This is a genomic window from Pedobacter sp. (assembly GCF_965279535.1).
In the GTDB taxonomy this organism is placed as follows: Bacteria; Bacteroidota; Bacteroidia; order Sphingobacteriales; family Sphingobacteriaceae; genus Pedobacter.
In genome coordinates, this window is the sequence record NZ_OZ257244.1 from 1,414,227 (window position 1) to 1,431,932 (window position 17,706).

13 protein-coding genes are annotated in these 17,706 nt (G+C 38.0%); 9 read left to right on the top strand and 4 right to left on the bottom strand.

The features are described 5' to 3' along the window. The first annotated feature begins 4 nt into the window (after positions 1-4). The gene (locus ACQY77_RS05470; protein WP_421938993.1) at positions 5-940 is read left to right on the top strand and encodes a glycoside hydrolase family 43 protein; all 936 of its coding nucleotides are present in this window, start codon (positions 5-7) and stop codon (positions 938-940) included. A 3-nt stretch (positions 941-943) separates the two neighbouring features. Further along, positions 944-1,912, top strand: coding sequence for a glycoside hydrolase family 43 protein (locus ACQY77_RS05475; RefSeq protein ID WP_421938992.1), 969 nt, complete (start codon positions 944-946; stop codon positions 1,910-1,912). Between the two features lie 69 nt (positions 1,913-1,981). Here ACQY77_RS05475 and ACQY77_RS05480 read toward each other — a convergent pair whose 3' ends face one another. Further along, complete coding sequence (locus ACQY77_RS05480; RefSeq protein ID WP_421938991.1) at positions 1,982-3,310, bottom strand: rhamnogalacturonan acetylesterase; 1,329 nt, start codon at positions 3,308-3,310, stop codon at positions 1,982-1,984. A 262-nt stretch (positions 3,311-3,572) separates the two neighbouring features. Here ACQY77_RS05480 and ACQY77_RS05485 point away from each other — a divergent pair, with 262 nt between their 5' ends. From ACQY77_RS05485 to ACQY77_RS05510, 6 genes are all read left to right on the top strand, one after another. After that, complete coding sequence (locus ACQY77_RS05485; protein ID WP_421938990.1) at positions 3,573-4,163, top strand: RNA polymerase sigma factor; 591 nt, start codon at positions 3,573-3,575, stop codon at positions 4,161-4,163. A gap of 97 nt (positions 4,164-4,260) precedes the next feature. Continuing rightward, positions 4,261-5,280 carry a FecR family protein gene (locus ACQY77_RS05490; protein WP_421938989.1) on the top strand — a complete coding sequence of 340 codons (1,020 nt, stop codon included), beginning with the start codon at positions 4,261-4,263 and terminating at the stop codon, positions 5,278-5,280. Positions 5,281-5,469: 189 nt separating this feature from the next. After that, positions 5,470-8,853 carry a SusC/RagA family TonB-linked outer membrane protein gene (locus ACQY77_RS05495; protein WP_421938988.1) on the top strand — a complete coding sequence of 1,128 codons (3,384 nt, stop codon included), beginning with the start codon at positions 5,470-5,472 and terminating at the stop codon, positions 8,851-8,853. Positions 8,854-8,866: 13 nt separating this feature from the next. After that, positions 8,867-10,249, top strand: a complete 1,383-nt coding sequence (locus tag ACQY77_RS05500; protein WP_421938987.1) for a RagB/SusD family nutrient uptake outer membrane protein — start codon at positions 8,867-8,869, stop codon at positions 10,247-10,249. 58 nt (positions 10,250-10,307) lie between these two features. Next, the gene (locus ACQY77_RS05505; protein WP_421938986.1) at positions 10,308-11,426 is read left to right on the top strand and encodes a redoxin domain-containing protein; all 1,119 of its coding nucleotides are present in this window, start codon (positions 10,308-10,310) and stop codon (positions 11,424-11,426) included. A gap of 3 nt (positions 11,427-11,429) precedes the next feature. After that, positions 11,430-12,908 (top strand): redoxin domain-containing protein, encoded by a 1,479-nt coding sequence (locus ACQY77_RS05510; RefSeq protein WP_421938985.1) that lies wholly within the window; start codon positions 11,430-11,432, stop codon positions 12,906-12,908. A gap of 212 nt (positions 12,909-13,120) precedes the next feature. Here ACQY77_RS05510 and ACQY77_RS05515 read toward each other — a convergent pair whose 3' ends face one another. The 3 genes from ACQY77_RS05515 to ACQY77_RS05525 form a co-directional block, all read right to left on the bottom strand. Continuing rightward, a complete protein-coding gene (locus tag ACQY77_RS05515) occupies positions 13,121-13,543 on the bottom strand; it encodes a luciferase family protein (protein WP_421938984.1) in 423 nt (140 codons plus the stop codon). After that, on the bottom strand, positions 13,540-14,445 hold the full coding sequence (locus ACQY77_RS05520; RefSeq protein WP_421938983.1) for a hypothetical protein: 906 nt from the start codon (positions 14,443-14,445) through the stop codon (positions 13,540-13,542). Before ACQY77_RS05520 ends, ACQY77_RS05515 begins: the two co-directional genes overlap by 4 nt. Positions 14,446-14,539: 94 nt before the next feature. After that, entirely contained in the window at positions 14,540-15,421 is an 882-nt protein-coding gene (locus ACQY77_RS05525) for an SMP-30/gluconolactonase/LRE family protein (protein WP_421938982.1), read from the bottom strand. 202 nt (positions 15,422-15,623) lie between these two features. On the opposite strand from ACQY77_RS05525, the gene ACQY77_RS05530 reads away from it, so the two are divergent. Further along, entirely contained in the window at positions 15,624-17,705 is a 2,082-nt protein-coding gene (locus tag ACQY77_RS05530; RefSeq protein ID WP_421938981.1) for an ATP-binding protein, read from the top strand. Position 17,706: the final 1 nt, after the last annotated feature.

The window sequence follows — 17,706 nt, forward strand, 5'->3', positions numbered from 1 at the left end:
CATCATGAAAATATTCTTTTACTTATCCATACTCCTGTTATCGGTTTTTTCTGATGCCCGGGCACAGTCTAAGAAAGCGGTTTATCTTTTTGCCTATTTTAAAAATAATGGCGAAGACGGGCTTCATTTAGCCTACAGTAAAGATGGTTATCAATGGGCCCCACTAAAAAATGATCAATCTTTCCTTAGTCCTGCTGTAAGCAAAGATAAATTGATGAGAGACCCATGCATTATTCGCGGTGCAGATGGCCTGTTTCATATGGTGTGGACAGTAAGCTGGAAAGACAAAGGAATTGGCTACGCAAGCTCTAAAGATTTAATTCACTGGAGCGAACAACAGTTTATACCCGTTATGGCTAAAGAAGAAGGTGCAAGAAATACCTGGGCACCTGAAATTACTTATGATGATGCCAGTAAAACTTATATGATTTATTGGGCAACTACTATTAATGGTAAATTCCCTGAAACAGCGGCAACAGAAGAGAATGGTTATAACCACAGAATGTATTATGTAACGACTAAAGATTTTAAGAATTTCTCGGAAACAAAATTGCTTTACGATCCCGGTTTTAATGTTATCGATGCTTCTATTGTAAAAGATTCGGGCAAATTTATCATGTTCTTAAAAGATGAAACCCGCAATCCGGCGCAGAAGAATATTAAAATTGCTTTTAGCGACAAGCTTGAAGGGCCTTATTCTAAAGCCAGTGCAGCCATTACCGGTAAATACTGGGCAGAAGGACCAACAACGCTAAAAATCAACAACAACTGGCTGGTTTATTTTGATAAATATACCGAACATAAATACGGTGCGATAAGCTCAACAGATCTTAAAAACTGGACGGATATTTCGGATAAAATTACTTTGCCCAAAGGGTTAAGACACGGCACCATCATTAAAATCAAAGAAAAAGAACTCAGCAAACTACTAAAACAATAAGTTATGTTAAAAAAAATAGGTCTAGTCATTTTAACCCTATCCATAATACAATTGGGTACTAAGGCACAAGAAAAAATCATTACAGCCAAAGCCAATCCCATTATCACCGATAAATATACTGCCGATCCTGCAGCTTATGTTTATAAAGATTCTGTTTACCTCTATACGGGCCATGATGTTTGCCCGAAAGGCAAAGAACATTACGAAATGCACGAATGGCTTTGTTACTCATCTGCCGATATGGTAACCTGGAAAGAACATCCTTCTCCCCTTAACGTAAAAGATTTTGTCTGGGCAAAAGATGATGCCTGGGCATCTCAGGTGATAGAACGTGATGGCAAGTTTTATTGGTACGTAGCCATTGCTCATGGAACTATTCACGGAAAATCCATTGGTGTGGCTGTTGCTGATAATCCACGTGGCCCTTTCAAAGATGCGATAGGAAAAGCATTAATCACCAATGACATGACTACTGATGTTAAAATAAGCTGGGATGATATTGATCCTACAGTAATTATTGATGATGACGGACAGGCTTATCTTTTTTGGGGCAACCAGCAATGTTACTACGCCAAACTCAAAAAAAATATGATTGAGTTGGATGGCCCTATTCAAAAAGTAGCCCTTACCGAATTTACAGAAGCACCCTGGATACACAAACGTAAGGGCTGGTATTACCTTTCGTACGCCTCTGGCTTCCCTGAAAAAATTGTTTACGCCATGAGCAAAAGTGTAAATGGCCCCTGGGAATACAAAGGCATATTGAATGAAGTGGCGGGAAATTCGAATACCAACCACCAATCTATTATTGATTTTAAAGGTAAATCTTATTTTATTTACCACAACGGTGCAATCAATACAGATGGAGGAAGTTTCCGGAGATCAGTTTGTATTGATTACCTGAATTACAATAGCGATGGAACTATGAAACGGGTAATCATGACTTCTGAAGGAGTTACAAAAGCGAAATAGTTTAAATTATCTGCTGGCTGGTGTCCTCACCAGCCAGCTTTTCGGCTCTAATCGGCTTCGACTCACAACCTAATTCCCATCAGGTTTAACCACACTACTCTTAGGGCTCTCCGGCCACTTCCACACCATTGGATCATCGGGTTTTGCCGGGTCAAATTTAGGCAGGTCATTTACCAAATATTTAGCAATGCCTAATTTCTGTTCCTTTATCCTTAAAATCACACACTGTGCAATTTCATAAGCGCCATAAGGGTTAAAATGTGTATTATCGGCCAGGGCCTTATCCTGTCCGGGGTAACTGTTAGCCGGGTAATGAACAAACGCTTTAATCGATTTTTCTTCACCCAGAGCATTAAATAAGCTGGTAGTCATAACATTCAGGTCAATAAGCGCCACCTTTTCTGCTGCCGCAACTTTTCTTGCTGCATCGGGGAAATCGCCCAGCGAGTTTACAATCTTACCCTCAGGACCAAAAGACCTCCTGCTTGTGGAAGTAACCACCACAGGTATTCCACCTTTTTTCTTCACTTCGGAAATAAATGTTTTCAAGCGGTTGGTATAAGATTTATAGGCACCTGCATCCGGCCCCTTATCCTTTTGATCATTGTGACCAAATTCGATAAACAGGTAGTCGCCAGGTTTCATTATACTGAGCACTTTGGCTAAACGCCTGCTGCCTGAAAAAGAACCCAGGGTTAAGCCAGATTCTGCATGATTGGCTATAGCTACCCCAGGTTTAAAAAAACGGGGTATCATCTGTCCCCAGGATGCCCAGGGCTCATCGTCCTGGTTTACTACAGTAGAGTTTCCTGCCAGAAAAACCGTAATCTGATCTTCTACTTTAGTAATTTCTATCGCCGCTAACGCGGTTTGCTGATCAAACTCGAGGGTTAATTTATCATCCCAATCGAGCTTGGTAAATTCACGCGGCTTCAATCCTACCTCAGTACCATCACTGATTTTTTTATCTTTAACATTAACGATAAAGCGCTTTGTCAAAAATTGTCCGGGTTTAGTTTTGATGTTTTCCAGCATCAACCTCCTCGATTCGGCTTTAACTGTACTCAGTGTTGATGCTTTGGCATCTCCTAAAGTTACAGTTACCTCATAATTTCCTTCTGGTACAGCAACAGAGAAATAAAATGGGGAGTTACTTTTAACACCGTCTGCAGTTAAGGGATTTTTACCTCCGTTTTCTGTTCGATCAACCTTCGAATCAAAATCAAATCCGTAACCTTTGCTTTTGCTATAATTGTCTTCAGGTAATACTGGCTTATATCCTGCAGCTACTTTCCCTGCACCAAAATCGAATTTATATCTGATCTCTTGTGCCAAAACTGAATGTGCAAACAGCAGAATGATTACAGTGCCGGATTGAATGAATTTTCTAATATTCATGATAAAATTAGGTTTCTCCAGCCTGGTAAAACAGGCATGAAACAAGTAAAAATATTGGGGATATCTGGTTAAGATAACTGTTAAATTAACAGTTATCTTAACGAAGATATAAAAACCTTCGGCCTAATGAAAATACAATTGAAAAAGTTTCTGTTTAATTTAATCTGCGCGGGTTTTTAAGCCTGAAATTTATCCTACTAATTTAGTATACAAAATAACCCGATACCCTTTAAAACTTAAGTTAATTTGATATATTAGCCTCATGGAAAAGGAAATGGCGACGGAAAGGCTTGTCTTGGCAAAAATTGCCACAGGAGATGAGCAAGCGTTCGCTATTCTCTACAAATTCTATAGGAACAAAGTGTATGGTTACGCGCTTAAAATCCTGCAATCTCCACCTGCTGCTCAGGAAATTGTTCAGGAAGTTTTCATTAAGTTGTGGCTAAAAAGGGCTGAACTAGCTGAAATTGAAAATTTCGGAGGTTTTTTAAGGATTATTGTTCGAAATGACACTTTAAATGCCTTAAAGAAAATTGCTTTACAGCAAAGGAAATATACACTCATTAATCAGGACCAAACAGAAATAGATACAGTAACAGATAAGTCAATTGCGTTTAACGAAACCAAAAAGCTGTTGGATGATGCGATTGAATCGCTTCCTGCTCAACAAAAATTGGTTTACAGCTTGTGCCATTTGGATGGTCTAAAGCAAAAAGATGTTGCCACTCAACTGGGTATTTCTCCTTTAACGGTTAAAGTTCACTTAAGAGAGGCCGTAAAATCTATCCGGATCTATCTTAATCAACATCACGAAATTAAAACACTGGGCCTTTTATTATTTTTTTTAAAATAATTTCATTCCCCACTACTCCCTTTTTCAAATTCAGTTGTCATCATATAAACATGGTGATTATTCACCACTACCTATCTAAAAACGCGAGCAAAATATCATGAAAAAAGAACGATCTGCATACTTATTTCAGAAATATATTGACAAACAGTGTTCAGCTGAAGAACAAGCTGAGCTAATGGAGTTACTCAATCAGCACGACAACCAAACTATCATCGGGCAGCTTATGGATGATTTATGGGATAAAACAGCTGAAGCTGAAATGGAAGAAAAAAGTGCAATTGATATATTTAACCGTATAGTAGCCAGTGATAAAGTTAATCACACACCGCAAAAAAAGAGAACTTTAAAATTGTGGTGGAGCGTTGCCGCAGCTGTTATGGTGATTGTTTGTGCAGGAATATTCATGCTTAACCAGGCTAAACATGAACAGACGCTTGCTCAGGTAAAACCACAGCCAGCGGCAATAGAATCTATTGTAGAAAAAACCCTGAATGAACATAAAAGAGTGATTCTTCCCGATGGAAGCACTGTAATTTTAAACAATAACAGTTCCATTACTTACCAAAAGTTTTTTACCGGAAGTAAAAGGGAAGTAGTTTTACAAGGTGAAGGATATTTTGATGTTAAACATGATCCGAAAAAAGCTTTTATTGTTTACGCTGGCAAAGTAAAAACAACTGTTTTGGGCACTGCATTTAATGTTAAAGCTTACGATTTAGATAAAAACATTGAAGTAACAGTTACACGTGGAAAAGTAAGCGTCTTGAATGGCGAATCCGTACTCGGTATCATAACACCAAATCAACAGGTTGTTTTTAATAAAGACCATAAGAAATCTAATCTAACCAGGGTAATAGCAAAAAACATTGTACAATGGCAGGAAAGCGATATATTTTTCGATGATATTACAATGGAGCAAGCCGCTCAGGATTTATCGAAACGATTTAACACCAATATCGGCTTCAGCAATGATAAAGTAAAGAAATGCAAATTCACAGCCACTTTTCTAAAAGGGGAATCCCTGGATGAAATTTTGAAAGTAATCTGCACTTATAATAATGCACAATACCAAACTACCGCCAATGGAATAACCATCAAAGGCGAAGGATGTGAATAATAAATAACCAGCAATAATTAAACATTTTATCAAACTAAACTAAACAACATGAAAAAAATTTACCAGCTGCGCATTTGACATAAAAAAAAACTCCCTGTCGCTAAACAAGGAGTTGGCTTGTAGAACTAGCGCTAACTGGTTCTACGCGTTTTAACAATTTTCTAAGATTCATTTAAAACATTTAAAATTATGTATTTTTCTGCACAAACCGCAGAGGGCAGGAAGAATTATGTACTCTTCCCTGCATCAAACTCACGATCCCTAATTCGTCAGCTTATGCGCATCAGCTTAGTTATAGCCATATTATCTTTTACTACCCTTCAATGTCTTTTCGCAGTTGATTTAAGGGCTCAGTCTGCACAAAGTGTTCAGATAAGCCTTGAGATCAAAAACGAACCGATAACCACTGCGATTAAGAAAATAGAACAAAATAGCCAGTTCAGGTTTCTTTACCGTAACAACGAATTAAAAGACCTTAAAACTGTTGCTATTCCTTTCGGTCAGCGATCGGTTAAGGAAACTTTAGAGCTGATTTTAAAGGGAACCGGACTAACTTATACACAAATAGACAATAAAATTTTAATCTCGAAACTGCCTGTTGCTTCTACCACAGAAGATCAGAAAGATGTTCGCATTACAGGGATAGTTACTGATGACACCGGAGTTCCACTTCCAGGAGTGTCCATCCGGTTAAAAGGTAACAACAGCCTAAGCACAGCAACAGATGTAAATGGTCATTTTAATTTCAGCATTCCTGAAAGTAAAAATGCAGTAGTTATTTTTAGCTACATCGGCTATACCACACGCGAGGTGCTTATCGGATCAACACTGTCACTTCGGGTAACATTATCACCTGAAGTTGGAAGTTTAAACGAGATTCAGATTGTAGGTTATGGTACCACTACGCGTAAATTGAATACCGGATCAGTAGCTTCAATTACGGCAAAAGATATCGCCAAACAACCTGTTGGAAATCCTTTGGCAGCATTATCAGGAAGAATGTCTGGCGTACTTATCGCACAAAATAATGGTGTGCCGGGAGGAGCCGTTCAGGTACAGATCAGAGGTCAAAGTTCACTTTCGGCAGGAAACATACCCTTATATGTTATTGATGGTGTTCCTTTCACAAATTTCAATGGTGGCTCTCCAGCTACAGACAACCTCAATTCATTTGGTATCTCTGGAGCCAGTGGCGGCATTAGTCCCTTCAACATGATCAATCCTTCTGATATAGAAAGGATAGATGTATTAAAAGATGCCGATGCAACCTCCATTTACGGTTCGAGAGGTGCAAATGGTGTAGTACTCATTACAACCAAAAAAGGCACCGCTGGTAAAGTAAAAGTGGGTTTAAATTTGAATTCTGGTTTTTCAGAAGTTAGCAGATTTATCCCGGTACTGGATCTTCAGCAATACCTGGCACTAAGAACAGAAGGATTTAAAAATGATGGTGTTACACCTAATACCAACAATGCTCCTGATTTAACGGTGTGGGACCAAAACAGTTCAACAGATTTTCAAAAATTACTTATCGGTAACCGAGGACATGTTAACGAAATTCAGGGTTCACTTTCTGGTGGAAACGACCAAACCCGTTTTTTCTTCAATTCAGCATACCGCAGGGAAAGTACTGTATTCTTGGGTGATAACAGTGATAAAAGATTCTCAGGCCGTTTAAACCTCGATCACAATTCACTGAATAAAAAGTTTGGGGCCTCATTTTCGATCAGTTATTCTAATGATAATACCAATGTTCCTTCATCAGATGTAACTTCTGCGTATAACTTACCCCCTAACCTACCATTATATGATGCAGCCGGAAAATTATTCTGGGCTACAGGTTTTACCAATCCTTTGGCTACTCTCCTTAGAAGATATTCTGGAGTAACGACAAACTTAGTAACCAATGCAAACTTAAAGTATGAAATCTTGCCAGGATTAGTGGCTAAATCAAGCTTTGGATATACCAATACCCGATTAGATCAAGTAGGAACCACACCTGCATCTTCTCAAAATCCTGTAAATAATCCAACCAGCTCTGCAGATTTCACTTATAACAACGCTCAAAACTGGATCATCGAACCTACTTTAGATTATTCAAGATCATTAGCCGGAGGTAAATTAACGGCCCTTATTGGAACCAGCTTTCAACAGAATAGCTCCAATAACCTGTCTATAAATGGAAGCAATTATAGTAACGAAGCATTGCTCGGAACACTTGGTGCTGCAGGTACCACAACCATTAGATACAACAATATTGTAAAGTTTAAGTACAATGCCATTTTTGCAAAGGTAAACTACGATTGGAATGAGAAATATCTCTTAAACGCAACATTCAGAAGAGATGGTTCTTCCAGGTTCGGCCCTAAAAACAGATATGGTAATTTTGGTGCCCTTGGTGCAGGATGGGTATTCTCTAACGAAGATTTTGTTAAAGAAAATCTGCCTTTCTTAAGTTTTGGTAAATTGAGAGGAAGCATCGGAACAACTGGTAACGATCAGATTTCTAACTACATATATCTTCCATTATATTCTTCTGCCTCCACATACCTGGGAAATGCGGCAATGAACGTAGTAACGCTACCAAATGAATTTATCCAATGGGAAACCACCAAAAAATTAGAATTTGCAATTGATTTGGGATTCCTGAAAGACCGGATTTCATTCACCGCAAATTATTATAGAAACCGATCCAGTGATCAAATTACTTCAAATGCACTCGCTTCACAAAGTGGATACAACAGTTATACCTTAAATCTTCCTGCAACCGTTCAAAATAAGGGTTTGGAGCTTGAGTTAAATACCACTAATATTCAGTCTAACAACTTCTCCTGGAGAACTTCGGTAAATGTTTCTTTTACCAGTAACAAAATCACTGATTTCCCGGATCTTGAAAAATCATTTTATTCTTCTTCATACTTAGTTGGACAACCCATCAATCTGGTTAGACTTTATCATTATCTGGGCGTAAATCCTACTAATGGAACAGCCATGTTTGAAGATAGAGATGGAAATGGTGTTATTAATACCAATGACCGCTATGTTGCAGATATTGGAACCCCGTATTTTGGTGGCTTTAACAACTCTTTCAGTTATAAAGGATTTGAATTAGACATTTTTTTCCAGTTCAATCACCGTTTTGGCGTTACACAAATTCTAAATACCAGACCAGGCGCATTAGTTAATCAAAATGAATATTGGTTAGACAGATGGACACCGGGCAATACCAACTCGGGTATTCCTGGTGCAACTGCAAATGCAGGGTCGCCAATTTATGCATCTTATAATAATTACACCTCTTCTGATGCAGTGTACGGAGATGCCTCATATATCAAATTAAGGTCGGTAAACTTAGCGTATAATCTCCCGTCGCAGTGGATTAAATATGCAAAAATGTCACGTGCCAGCGTGTTTGTTCAAGGACAGAACTTATATACCTGGGCAAAAAACAAGTATACACTCGATACTGAAACTACCGTTCAAGGCGGGCCTCCAGGATTAGGCACAGGTACAATCGGCCAGGTATTGCCTCCATTGAGAACAATCGTATTTGGTATCAACTGTTCATTCTAATCTTTAACAAGTCATGAAAAAAATATATAAGCACAACCTTAACAAATTAATTATACTCTTTGTAGTGTTAATGGTTTCATCTTGCAAGAAATTTGTAGAATTAGGTGCTCCACCAACTCAGGTTTTATTTGAAGATGCATTTAAAACTGATGCCAGTGCACAAAGCGCTGTGTTAGGAATGTATACCTTTTCGGCCGCAGCAACAAATGGCCTGTTAACCTATTTAACCTTCTATCCAGGCATTTCCAGTGATGAGTTACAATACAATTCTACAGATGCCTCAATCCAGGAGATCGCCAACAACGCAATGGTTAATACCAATGGTTATATGATTAGTATGTGGGCATTAAATTATCAGTTGGTTAAAAATGCCAACAATAATATCAGTGGATTAAGCAGTTCTACCGCTTTAACCCCATCGGTAAAAAATCAATTACTCGGCGAGGCTAAATTTATGCGTGCTTTTGCTTATTTCCATCTTGTAAATATGTTCGGCGATGTACCTTTGCCATTAAAAGACGATTATTCAGCATTTGAAAATGCGGCATTGCCCCGCTTTCCTGCTTCGCAGGTGTATGCACAAATTGTTCAGGATTTAACTGACGCGCAATCGCTCCTCCCACCTGCGTACGTTGGGTCCTTTAGGGGTAGGATTAATAAATACGCCGCAACAGCTTTGCTGGCAAGAGTTTATTTGTATCAAAAAGATTATGCCAATGCAGAAGCCCAGGCTACTCAGGTAATTTCCTCCGGAACGTATAGTTTACCTGCTCCCGAAGCTGCTTTTGTGAACACCAGTAACGAAATTATCTGGCAAATAGGAACAGTTTCTGGCGTTACTGTTCCAGGTGCTGCATATGTAACAACGCCTACAGTAATTCCGGCTTACACGCTCGCAGATGCAACGTATAACAGCTTCGAAAGCTCAACCGATTTACGTAAAACAAACTGGACAGTTACTAAAACTATTGCAGGCAAGACCTATTACGGTATTAGCAAGTATAAAGTAGCATCGGGTACAGGCAATGAATACAATGTAGCCTTAAGGTTGGCAGAACAATATCTGATCCGTGCAGAGGCACGCGCACAATTGAACAACCTATCGGGCGCAAAAACAGATCTTGATGCAGTAAGAACAAGGGCTGGACTTGGTGGTGTAAGTGCAAGCCTAACACAGGCACAAATGCTAACTGCTGTTGAGCAGGAAAGAAAAGTTGAACTTTTTGGCGAATGGGGTCACCGCTGGTATGATTTAAAAAGAACTGAAAGGGCAAATGCAGTATTGGGAGCTTTAAAACCAACTACATGGAAATCTACCGCTGTATTGTTTCCAATACCACAGTCACAGATCATCATCAACCCCTCTCTGACACAAAATCCCGGATACTTAAATTAAAACCAGAAGGACGCAAACAAAGGCGTCCTTCTTCTCCCACCTTAACCCAGTACAGCCCATGAAAACAAAAATTATAGCATTAGCCACTATCCCATTCATTGTGGGCTCATTGGCATTTCAAATGCAACAAGGATATAAAATTACCGGAAAAATAGCCGGAGCGGATAATCAGGTAATTTACCTCAGTCACAATGACGGTAAACAAGAAATTAAAGATTCTGCCACGATCAAAAATGGTCACTTTAGTTTCAGTGGAACCGTAAAGGAAGTGCAGATGTATGTGCTTAAACTTAAAGGTCTTCAACAGCAAAAAGCATTAATCTTAGAAAATAAGGCCATAACTATTTCAGGCAATAAAGATTCCTTATTTAATGCAAAGGTTACAGGTTCGCCGGAGACGGATACTTACTATGGCTTTTACAATGGCCCCTGGAAGGCCATAACTGCAAAAGCGGGAAACATTTATCGCCGTTTAGACAGTGCCAGCCAAAAAGGTAAAATCAAATTGGATCCTGCGCAGCGCAAGCCCTTCGATGATGAGTTTAAAGCACTTGATGTAATGAATTACAATTCAATTAAAGCTTACGTAAAAGCACATCCATCATCTGTTGCGGTTGCAGCAATTGTAAAGGATAGGTTTATTGATTACCCCTACCCGCAACAGGCCACAGAAATGTACGCTCTATTCAGTCCCGAAGTTAAAAAATCATTTTATGGCAAAGCGATAAATGCAAGTCTGGCTATAAACAACCGAACAGCTCCAGGGAAATTAGCCCCTGATTTTACCATGAACGATGTAACTGGAAAACCTTTAAAACTATCTGAATTAAGGGGTAAGTATGTCCTGGTAGATTTCTGGGCTAGCTGGTGTGGTCCTTGCCGCAAAGAAAACCCGAATGTGGTAGCTGCCTACAAGAAATTCCATGATAAAGGATTCGAAATTTTGGGTGTGTCTTTAGATAACAAAAAAGAAAACTGGCTAAAAGCTATTCAAGATGATGGATTAACCTGGAAACATGTTTCAGACCTGAAAGGCTGGTCTAACACCGCTGCTGCTGCATATGGCGTGAAATCAGTTCCTGCAAGCTTTTTATTGGATCAAAACGGAAAAGTAGTAGCCAAAGACCTACGGGGAGAGGAATTAACCAATAAGCTCTCTGAAATTTTTAAAAACTAACCTATGAAAGCATTAAAAAAATTGGCTGGATTACCGGCACTGGCGCTCATCCTAACTACAGGAAACCTGTATGCACAAGCTAAACCTGCTGACAGTACCAGGGTATTATTGGATAAGCTTGTTACCTCAAATACCGCAGCCGACAAAACCCTGCTTAATCAAAAATTAAAAAACCTGGCAGCTTCTAACATCGAAAAAGATGTGGACATAGCAATCAATTACTATTTTCGCATTAAAAATCAGAAAACAGTAGATTCACTGCTGGAGATGGAGGTTAAAAAGTTCCCGACCGGAGCAAGGGCACGTGCTAAAGAAGCCCAGGCGATATATGACCAAAAAACAGGCGCTGATAAAGAAAAAGCATACCAAAGCTGGATTAAAAAATTCCCGGCTTCTGGTTCCGGAGAAGACAACATTGTTTACGATTATGTAGTAAGCGCCATTGCTCAGGCTTATGCAGCAGAAAAAAATACTGCAAAAGCCATTCAATACATCGAAAAGCTCCAGGTTGATTTCTGGAAAGGCAATGGTTTCGGAGGAATAGCAGAAACTTTCCGCAAAAATGGCGATTTGAAAAATGCAGCTATCTATTATAAAAAGGCCATGGAAAGTGCGAAAACCTATTATGATGGAAAACTCCCAAATGAAAACTCGTCTAAATTTGCGGCTTCAGGTTACCCTGGCTTAACCATGACTTATGCAGGATTGCTTTTTGAGCAAAAAAATTACAATGAAGCTTTAAAATATGCTGAACTGGCAGCCAAAAACCCAGCAACGGCATCACCAAGGTCTAATTTTCAATATGCCAAAATCCTGATGGCCTTAAATAGAAACCAGGAAGCCTACACCAAACTGGAAGAAGCCGTAAAATCTGGCAAAGCCAATGATGAAATGAGCGAAGCTTTTAAGCAAGTTTACATCAAGGTAAAAGGAAGTGCAGCAGGTTTTGACCAATACACGGCAGAAATAAGAAAAGGAATTTTAGCTAACCTGCAACAAAAATTAAATAAGGAAATCACCAAAACACCGGCTGCCGATTTTACTTTAACCGATATCAACGGTAAAAAAGTTTCCTTAAGCGATTACAAAGGAAAGGTAGTGATTCTGGATTTCTGGGCAACCTGGTGTGGCCCATGCAAAGCATCTTTCCCAGCCATGCAAATGGCCGTTAATAAATATAAAAACGATTCGAACGTGCAGTTCCTGTTTATCCACACCTGGGAGAAAACAGCTACCCCTACAAAGGATGCTAGCGATTATATAAAATCACAAAACTACACTTTTGAGGTATTAATGGACAATAAAGATCCCGAAACTAAAATCAACAAAGTAGTAGCCGATTATAAGGTAAAAGGTATTCCGGCAAAATTTGTAATTGATCCACAAGGAAATGTCAGGTTCAGTTTAATGGGCTTTGATGGTAGCAATGAAGCAGCTGTTGATGAAATATCAATGATGATAGACATGGCCAGAAAAGGATAAATACCTTACCCGATCGTAAAAAAAGTAAAAAAGCCCTTCAATCCTGAGAGGGCTTTTTTAGTTGTCTATCCCTATATGTAGGAATTCAAAATTAGATAACGATTTTAATATTTATCGGGTTTGAATAAACTGAACAGGAAAAAAATCACGACCTGTGATTTTATTCATTACCTATAATAAGCAACATAATATGCTTCATGAATATATAACTTTTATCCATTTACGGAGTTTTTGTACGACAAGCACAATATGGCTATCGCATTTTCAACATCTGCTTTGCCAACAATATATAAACTGATCCATCCTGATTTCTTAAAAACATGATGTTCCTGCGCTTTATTTTCCTGCACTAAGAGATTTTTAGTTTCTCGGTCTAGCCGAATATCTAAAATACCATTACTATGTAAATGCCCGATCTCCTTCAGCTTATAATTGAATTGAGTACCCCCATATTTATGAAGACTAAGGGTAACCCCTTCCCAGCAACATACTTCATTTTCAACTTCATCTATACAATCTAAAAGCTGAGGATTTACAATTGCAGCGTGTATCTTGAGGCAACTATCAAATACCAGTGCAACCATAGGTACAGATTTTAAACTGCCCAGCCATTTTACGATGAACTTAAATATCATTGCTCACTAAGTATTTTTATATGCTTCATTACCCTTAAATGTACATTCCGGGTAATATTCTCCGCCCAAATATCGTAATACCAAACCGGAAACACATGCAGCTTATACCAACTGTTCCCAATTAATGTTGTAGTTCCATTTCCATTATCCTTTAAAATAAATTGTCCTCGCTTAATATCAATATGTCCCATTATCTCAGGGTCGAGCGGTTGATTTACAATATCGAATGTCAGGTTATGGTTTACATCAAAAGCTACAATCTTTTCATCAAATACATATCCGTTACTGAAAATGCATTTTCTACCTGCACCTAAATGATAACCCGTTACTGTAGTTTGCATCGGACTAGGCATTCCAATTTTAAAAAGCCAATACTGATTACCTTGCTTAATCTTGTCAAAAGCAACAACATGTTTCCAAATCTTATCCACCGGGGCATTGATCAGGATCTTATCTCCAACCATATTTTCATGATCATGCTCTGAAACAGCGTCCGTAATGAATATCAGAAGCAACATTGAAATCAAGCTAACATTCAGTTTTGTGTTTTGTTTTTTGAACATCACTTTCCCAATAAAAACTCCGGTTATTACAAAAGCAAATATGAGTGGAGAAACAATGATCAGACAAATCATCCCCTCCCCTAAAAAAACAAAACTGAGGAGGATGGCAAGTGCTCCATTTAACATACTATAACCTACCCGCTGTCCGCTGGTTAAATTCAAATTTCTCCAAAACCAAGAACTGATAATACCCATCAAAATGGGAAGAATTATAAATTCGGAAAAAACAAGTACGCCCTCATTATCAATATGGAGGTTTCTGTTTATCCCGATAATAAAAAGGATAATGAAGTTCGGTAGGATAAAGCCTAACAATTTTGACTGGAGTTCTTTTTTCATTGCAGTTAATTTGATGTAAAAATAAAATATCATTATTGTATTTTCAAAAATTATTGAAAGTTTAAAAACAATATATTATCTGGACTGCTCTATCTTACTCCACCCCTTTTGCATTCGTTTTTATGGTATAGAGTGATTTAGAAGCCGTAATGAATAAAACATCCCTTTTCTTCCCTCCAAAACAAATATTACCACACCAGGCTTCCGGCACTTCGATATGGCCAATCTGCGTTCCGTCTGGGGTATAAATGTTTACGCCTTTTCCGGTAACGTATATATTCCCCTTACTATCCAGGGTCATTCCATCAGAACCCTGATTTAAAATCAGTTGCTGATCACTTAATGAAGCATCTGCATTGATCTTGTAACGATAGGTTTTTCCTGCCTTTTGATCTGCAACATAAAGATATTTACCATCAGGCGTGCCTACAATCCCGTTAGGTTTTTCTACGTTATCAGCAACCATAATAGCCTGCTTCTTCCCTCTGGGAAGATAATATACCCGCTGTGCTTCAATTTCAGGCGATTGCCTCGTCCAGTAATTACGTTGGTAGTATGGATCGGTAAAGTAAATCCCCCCTTTGGCATCCAGCCAGATATCATTAGGTCCGTTTACCTTTTTTCCCTCAAAATCAGTAAATAACACCTTAATCTTTTTATTTTTATCTATAGACCAAATCTGGTTATTTTCATCAGCACAAACAATCAGGTTACCTTTTTTATCAAAATAAGTACCGTTGGCCCTACCCGATTTATCCATATACAGTGTTAGTTCACCATTGGTGCTGTATTTCCAGATTTTATCATTGGGCTGATCGGTAAAGAACACATTCCCTGCCTTGTCTACAGAAGCACCTTCCGTAAACTTAAATTGTGAAGAGATGCATTTCAAACTATCCTGAACAAAAATAGGCTCCTGAGCATTGGTCATGAATGTTGTGCCCAAACCCAGTAATATTAGTATATACTTTCTCATTTTAATTTTAGAATTGACCAAGGTCATCAATAATCATTAGTAATCCAAGCAAAATATTTTAACAACCAATGTGCGTAAACAGATAAATATTACTCCATAAGGATGGTAAACTATCCTTTATTCTTAGCCAATATCAGTTATTTTATTGTCTATTTATTATGTGTATTGGATTTGCTAAATCCCATGTTAATCAATCCCTATTATGAAGTTAACAAGCATTTTACTTTTCAGTATCACTGTGTTATTAAGTGCTTGTCGCCAAAGTAACTATTCGGCTACAGATCATCCTGAATTTCAAAATAAAGCTTTACCCCAAGCACAACGGTTAATCGACAGCAATAAAATTCAGCAAGGTCTTTCCTACATAGATTCAAGTTTTCGGCAGCTCAAAAAGCCTGGTTTTGGCGATAAATTGGCTGCACAAAATTTAAAAGCAAAAACTTTATTTTATTACGGTTCAGGAAATAGTCCCGTAGATAGTGCATTAAAATATGCAGATAGTGCATATCGTTTTGTTATTCAAAACCAATTGGCAGATCGATACCAGAAGGAATTTATCTCTTTGTTATTCGTTCGGGGAAACATACTCATTAACAGGAAAAAATACGAGGATGCTTATGTTAATTACTACCAAGCCCAACTGCTTCTTGATAGTGCTGATATGAGCTGTGAATTAAGCGATTATTATGGTCGGTTAGCTTTAATTTACTATCGGCAAGGTAAATTTAATAATGCCAGTCTCTTGTTTAAAAAGAGTGTTGAAAATATTAAAAAATGCCCTGAAAATTTTGCATCCTTCGTGCTTACACAGGGTTCCCTCGATAATGCTGGCCTAAGTTTTTTGCAGCTAAAAATGCTTGACAGTGCCATGCGCTACTTTAAGAAAGCGCAAATATTTGTGGACCAAAAATCGAGACAATATGCTTCAAATAAGATTTTTATTGCTGAATCTAAAGGAGTAATCCTTCAGAATATCGGTGACACTTATTACGAAATGTTTGATTTTGTCCAGGCAGAGAAATACTATTTAGAAAGCATAGAAATAAGTAAAAGAGATTACAAGTCAAATCCCATTGCTATGCAATCAGAAATACGTCTGGCAAAGCTTTATGTTGAAACTTCAAAATTAAATTTGGCCAATCAGCACTTAAAAAGTGCGGCCATCATGCTTTATGATAATACTTTAGATCCTGCTACTAGAAATAAGGCCCAACTCTTTTGGAACAAAACCAAATTAGATTATTTTATTGCTAGAAAACTGCCCGATTCAGTCGCTATCATGTCAGCAAGGTATTTACAGATGCAAAAAGAAATGGCCAATCAGGAAAAGGTATTTTTAGATGTGGATGTGACGGAGAAATTCTACAATTTACAAAAAGACTATGAATTGGATATCCTGAAAAAGCAAAATGAACTAAACAAACTCTATTTTATAAGCTTCATAATTCTCCTGGTTGCTGCAGCTGTAATTCTGTACCTGATGTACAAATATGCTAAGCGAGCTAAATCTCATAACCAAAAATTAACTGAATTAAACAGACAGATTACCGAGCAAAATCTCAATCTTCAAAATGCATTAGATATTTTGGAGCAAAGCCAGATCAGGTATCAGGAAGTACAAAATGTAGTAATGCACGACCTTCGCAGCCCCATTACTGGTATTGCCTTGCTCGCTGAACATCTTTTGACAAGTGATAATTTAACCGATGATGAAAAACACATGATTGAATTGATGAAGACATCGAGTGAAGATTCTTTAAAATTTGTGAACGACTTATTAAATGACGGCTCTGCCCCAATGGAATTAGAAAAAGAGCTCGTTGAGTTGGACAAACTATTAAATTACTGCGTTAACTTGCTGAAATACAAAGCTTCAGAAAAAAATCAAAAAATAACCTTCAGCAGCGAGCCTGTTCAGTTTATGCTTAATCGCGAAAAAATTTACCGCGTGCTCAGTAATATCATTACCAATGCAATCAAATTTAGTCCACCTGAAACTGAAATTAAAGTTAATTTAAAGGTGATTGAAGGTCGTTCAGTTATTACTATTGAAGATCATGGAATTGGTATACCAGATGATATGAAAAAAAATATTTTCAACCTTCAGGAGAATGTTAAAAGAGAAGGAACCAGTGGTGAAAAATCATATGGAATTGGCCTCATAACTTCCAGAAAGATTGTGGAGGCACATGCGGGTAAAATCTGGTTCGAAAGCTCTATAAATAAAGGGAGTACTTTCTTTATAGAACTTCCTTTTTCACAACAGTTTATGGTAGCAAAATAAG

Coding starts and splice junctions, on each gene's coding strand:
- ACQY77_RS05470 (WP_421938993.1), top strand. CDS start 5: ATGAAAATATTCTTTTACTTATCCATACTCCTGTTATCGGTTTTTTCT.
- ACQY77_RS05475 (WP_421938992.1), top strand. CDS start 944: ATGTTAAAAAAAATAGGTCTAGTCATTTTAACCCTATCCATAATACAA.
- ACQY77_RS05480 (WP_421938991.1), bottom strand. CDS start 3,310: ATGAATATTAGAAAATTCATTCAATCCGGCACTGTAATCATTCTGCTG.
- ACQY77_RS05485 (WP_421938990.1), top strand. CDS start 3,573: ATGGAAAAGGAAATGGCGACGGAAAGGCTTGTCTTGGCAAAAATTGCC.
- ACQY77_RS05490 (WP_421938989.1), top strand. CDS start 4,261: ATGAAAAAAGAACGATCTGCATACTTATTTCAGAAATATATTGACAAA.
- ACQY77_RS05495 (WP_421938988.1), top strand. CDS start 5,470: ATGTATTTTTCTGCACAAACCGCAGAGGGCAGGAAGAATTATGTACTC.
- ACQY77_RS05500 (WP_421938987.1), top strand. CDS start 8,867: ATGAAAAAAATATATAAGCACAACCTTAACAAATTAATTATACTCTTT.
- ACQY77_RS05505 (WP_421938986.1), top strand. CDS start 10,308: ATGAAAACAAAAATTATAGCATTAGCCACTATCCCATTCATTGTGGGC.
- ACQY77_RS05510 (WP_421938985.1), top strand. CDS start 11,430: ATGAAAGCATTAAAAAAATTGGCTGGATTACCGGCACTGGCGCTCATC.
- ACQY77_RS05515 (WP_421938984.1), bottom strand. CDS start 13,543: ATGATATTTAAGTTCATCGTAAAATGGCTGGGCAGTTTAAAATCTGTA.
- ACQY77_RS05520 (WP_421938983.1), bottom strand. CDS start 14,445: ATGAAAAAAGAACTCCAGTCAAAATTGTTAGGCTTTATCCTACCGAAC.
- ACQY77_RS05525 (WP_421938982.1), bottom strand. CDS start 15,421: ATGAGAAAGTATATACTAATATTACTGGGTTTGGGCACAACATTCATG.
- ACQY77_RS05530 (WP_421938981.1), top strand. CDS start 15,624: ATGAAGTTAACAAGCATTTTACTTTTCAGTATCACTGTGTTATTAAGT.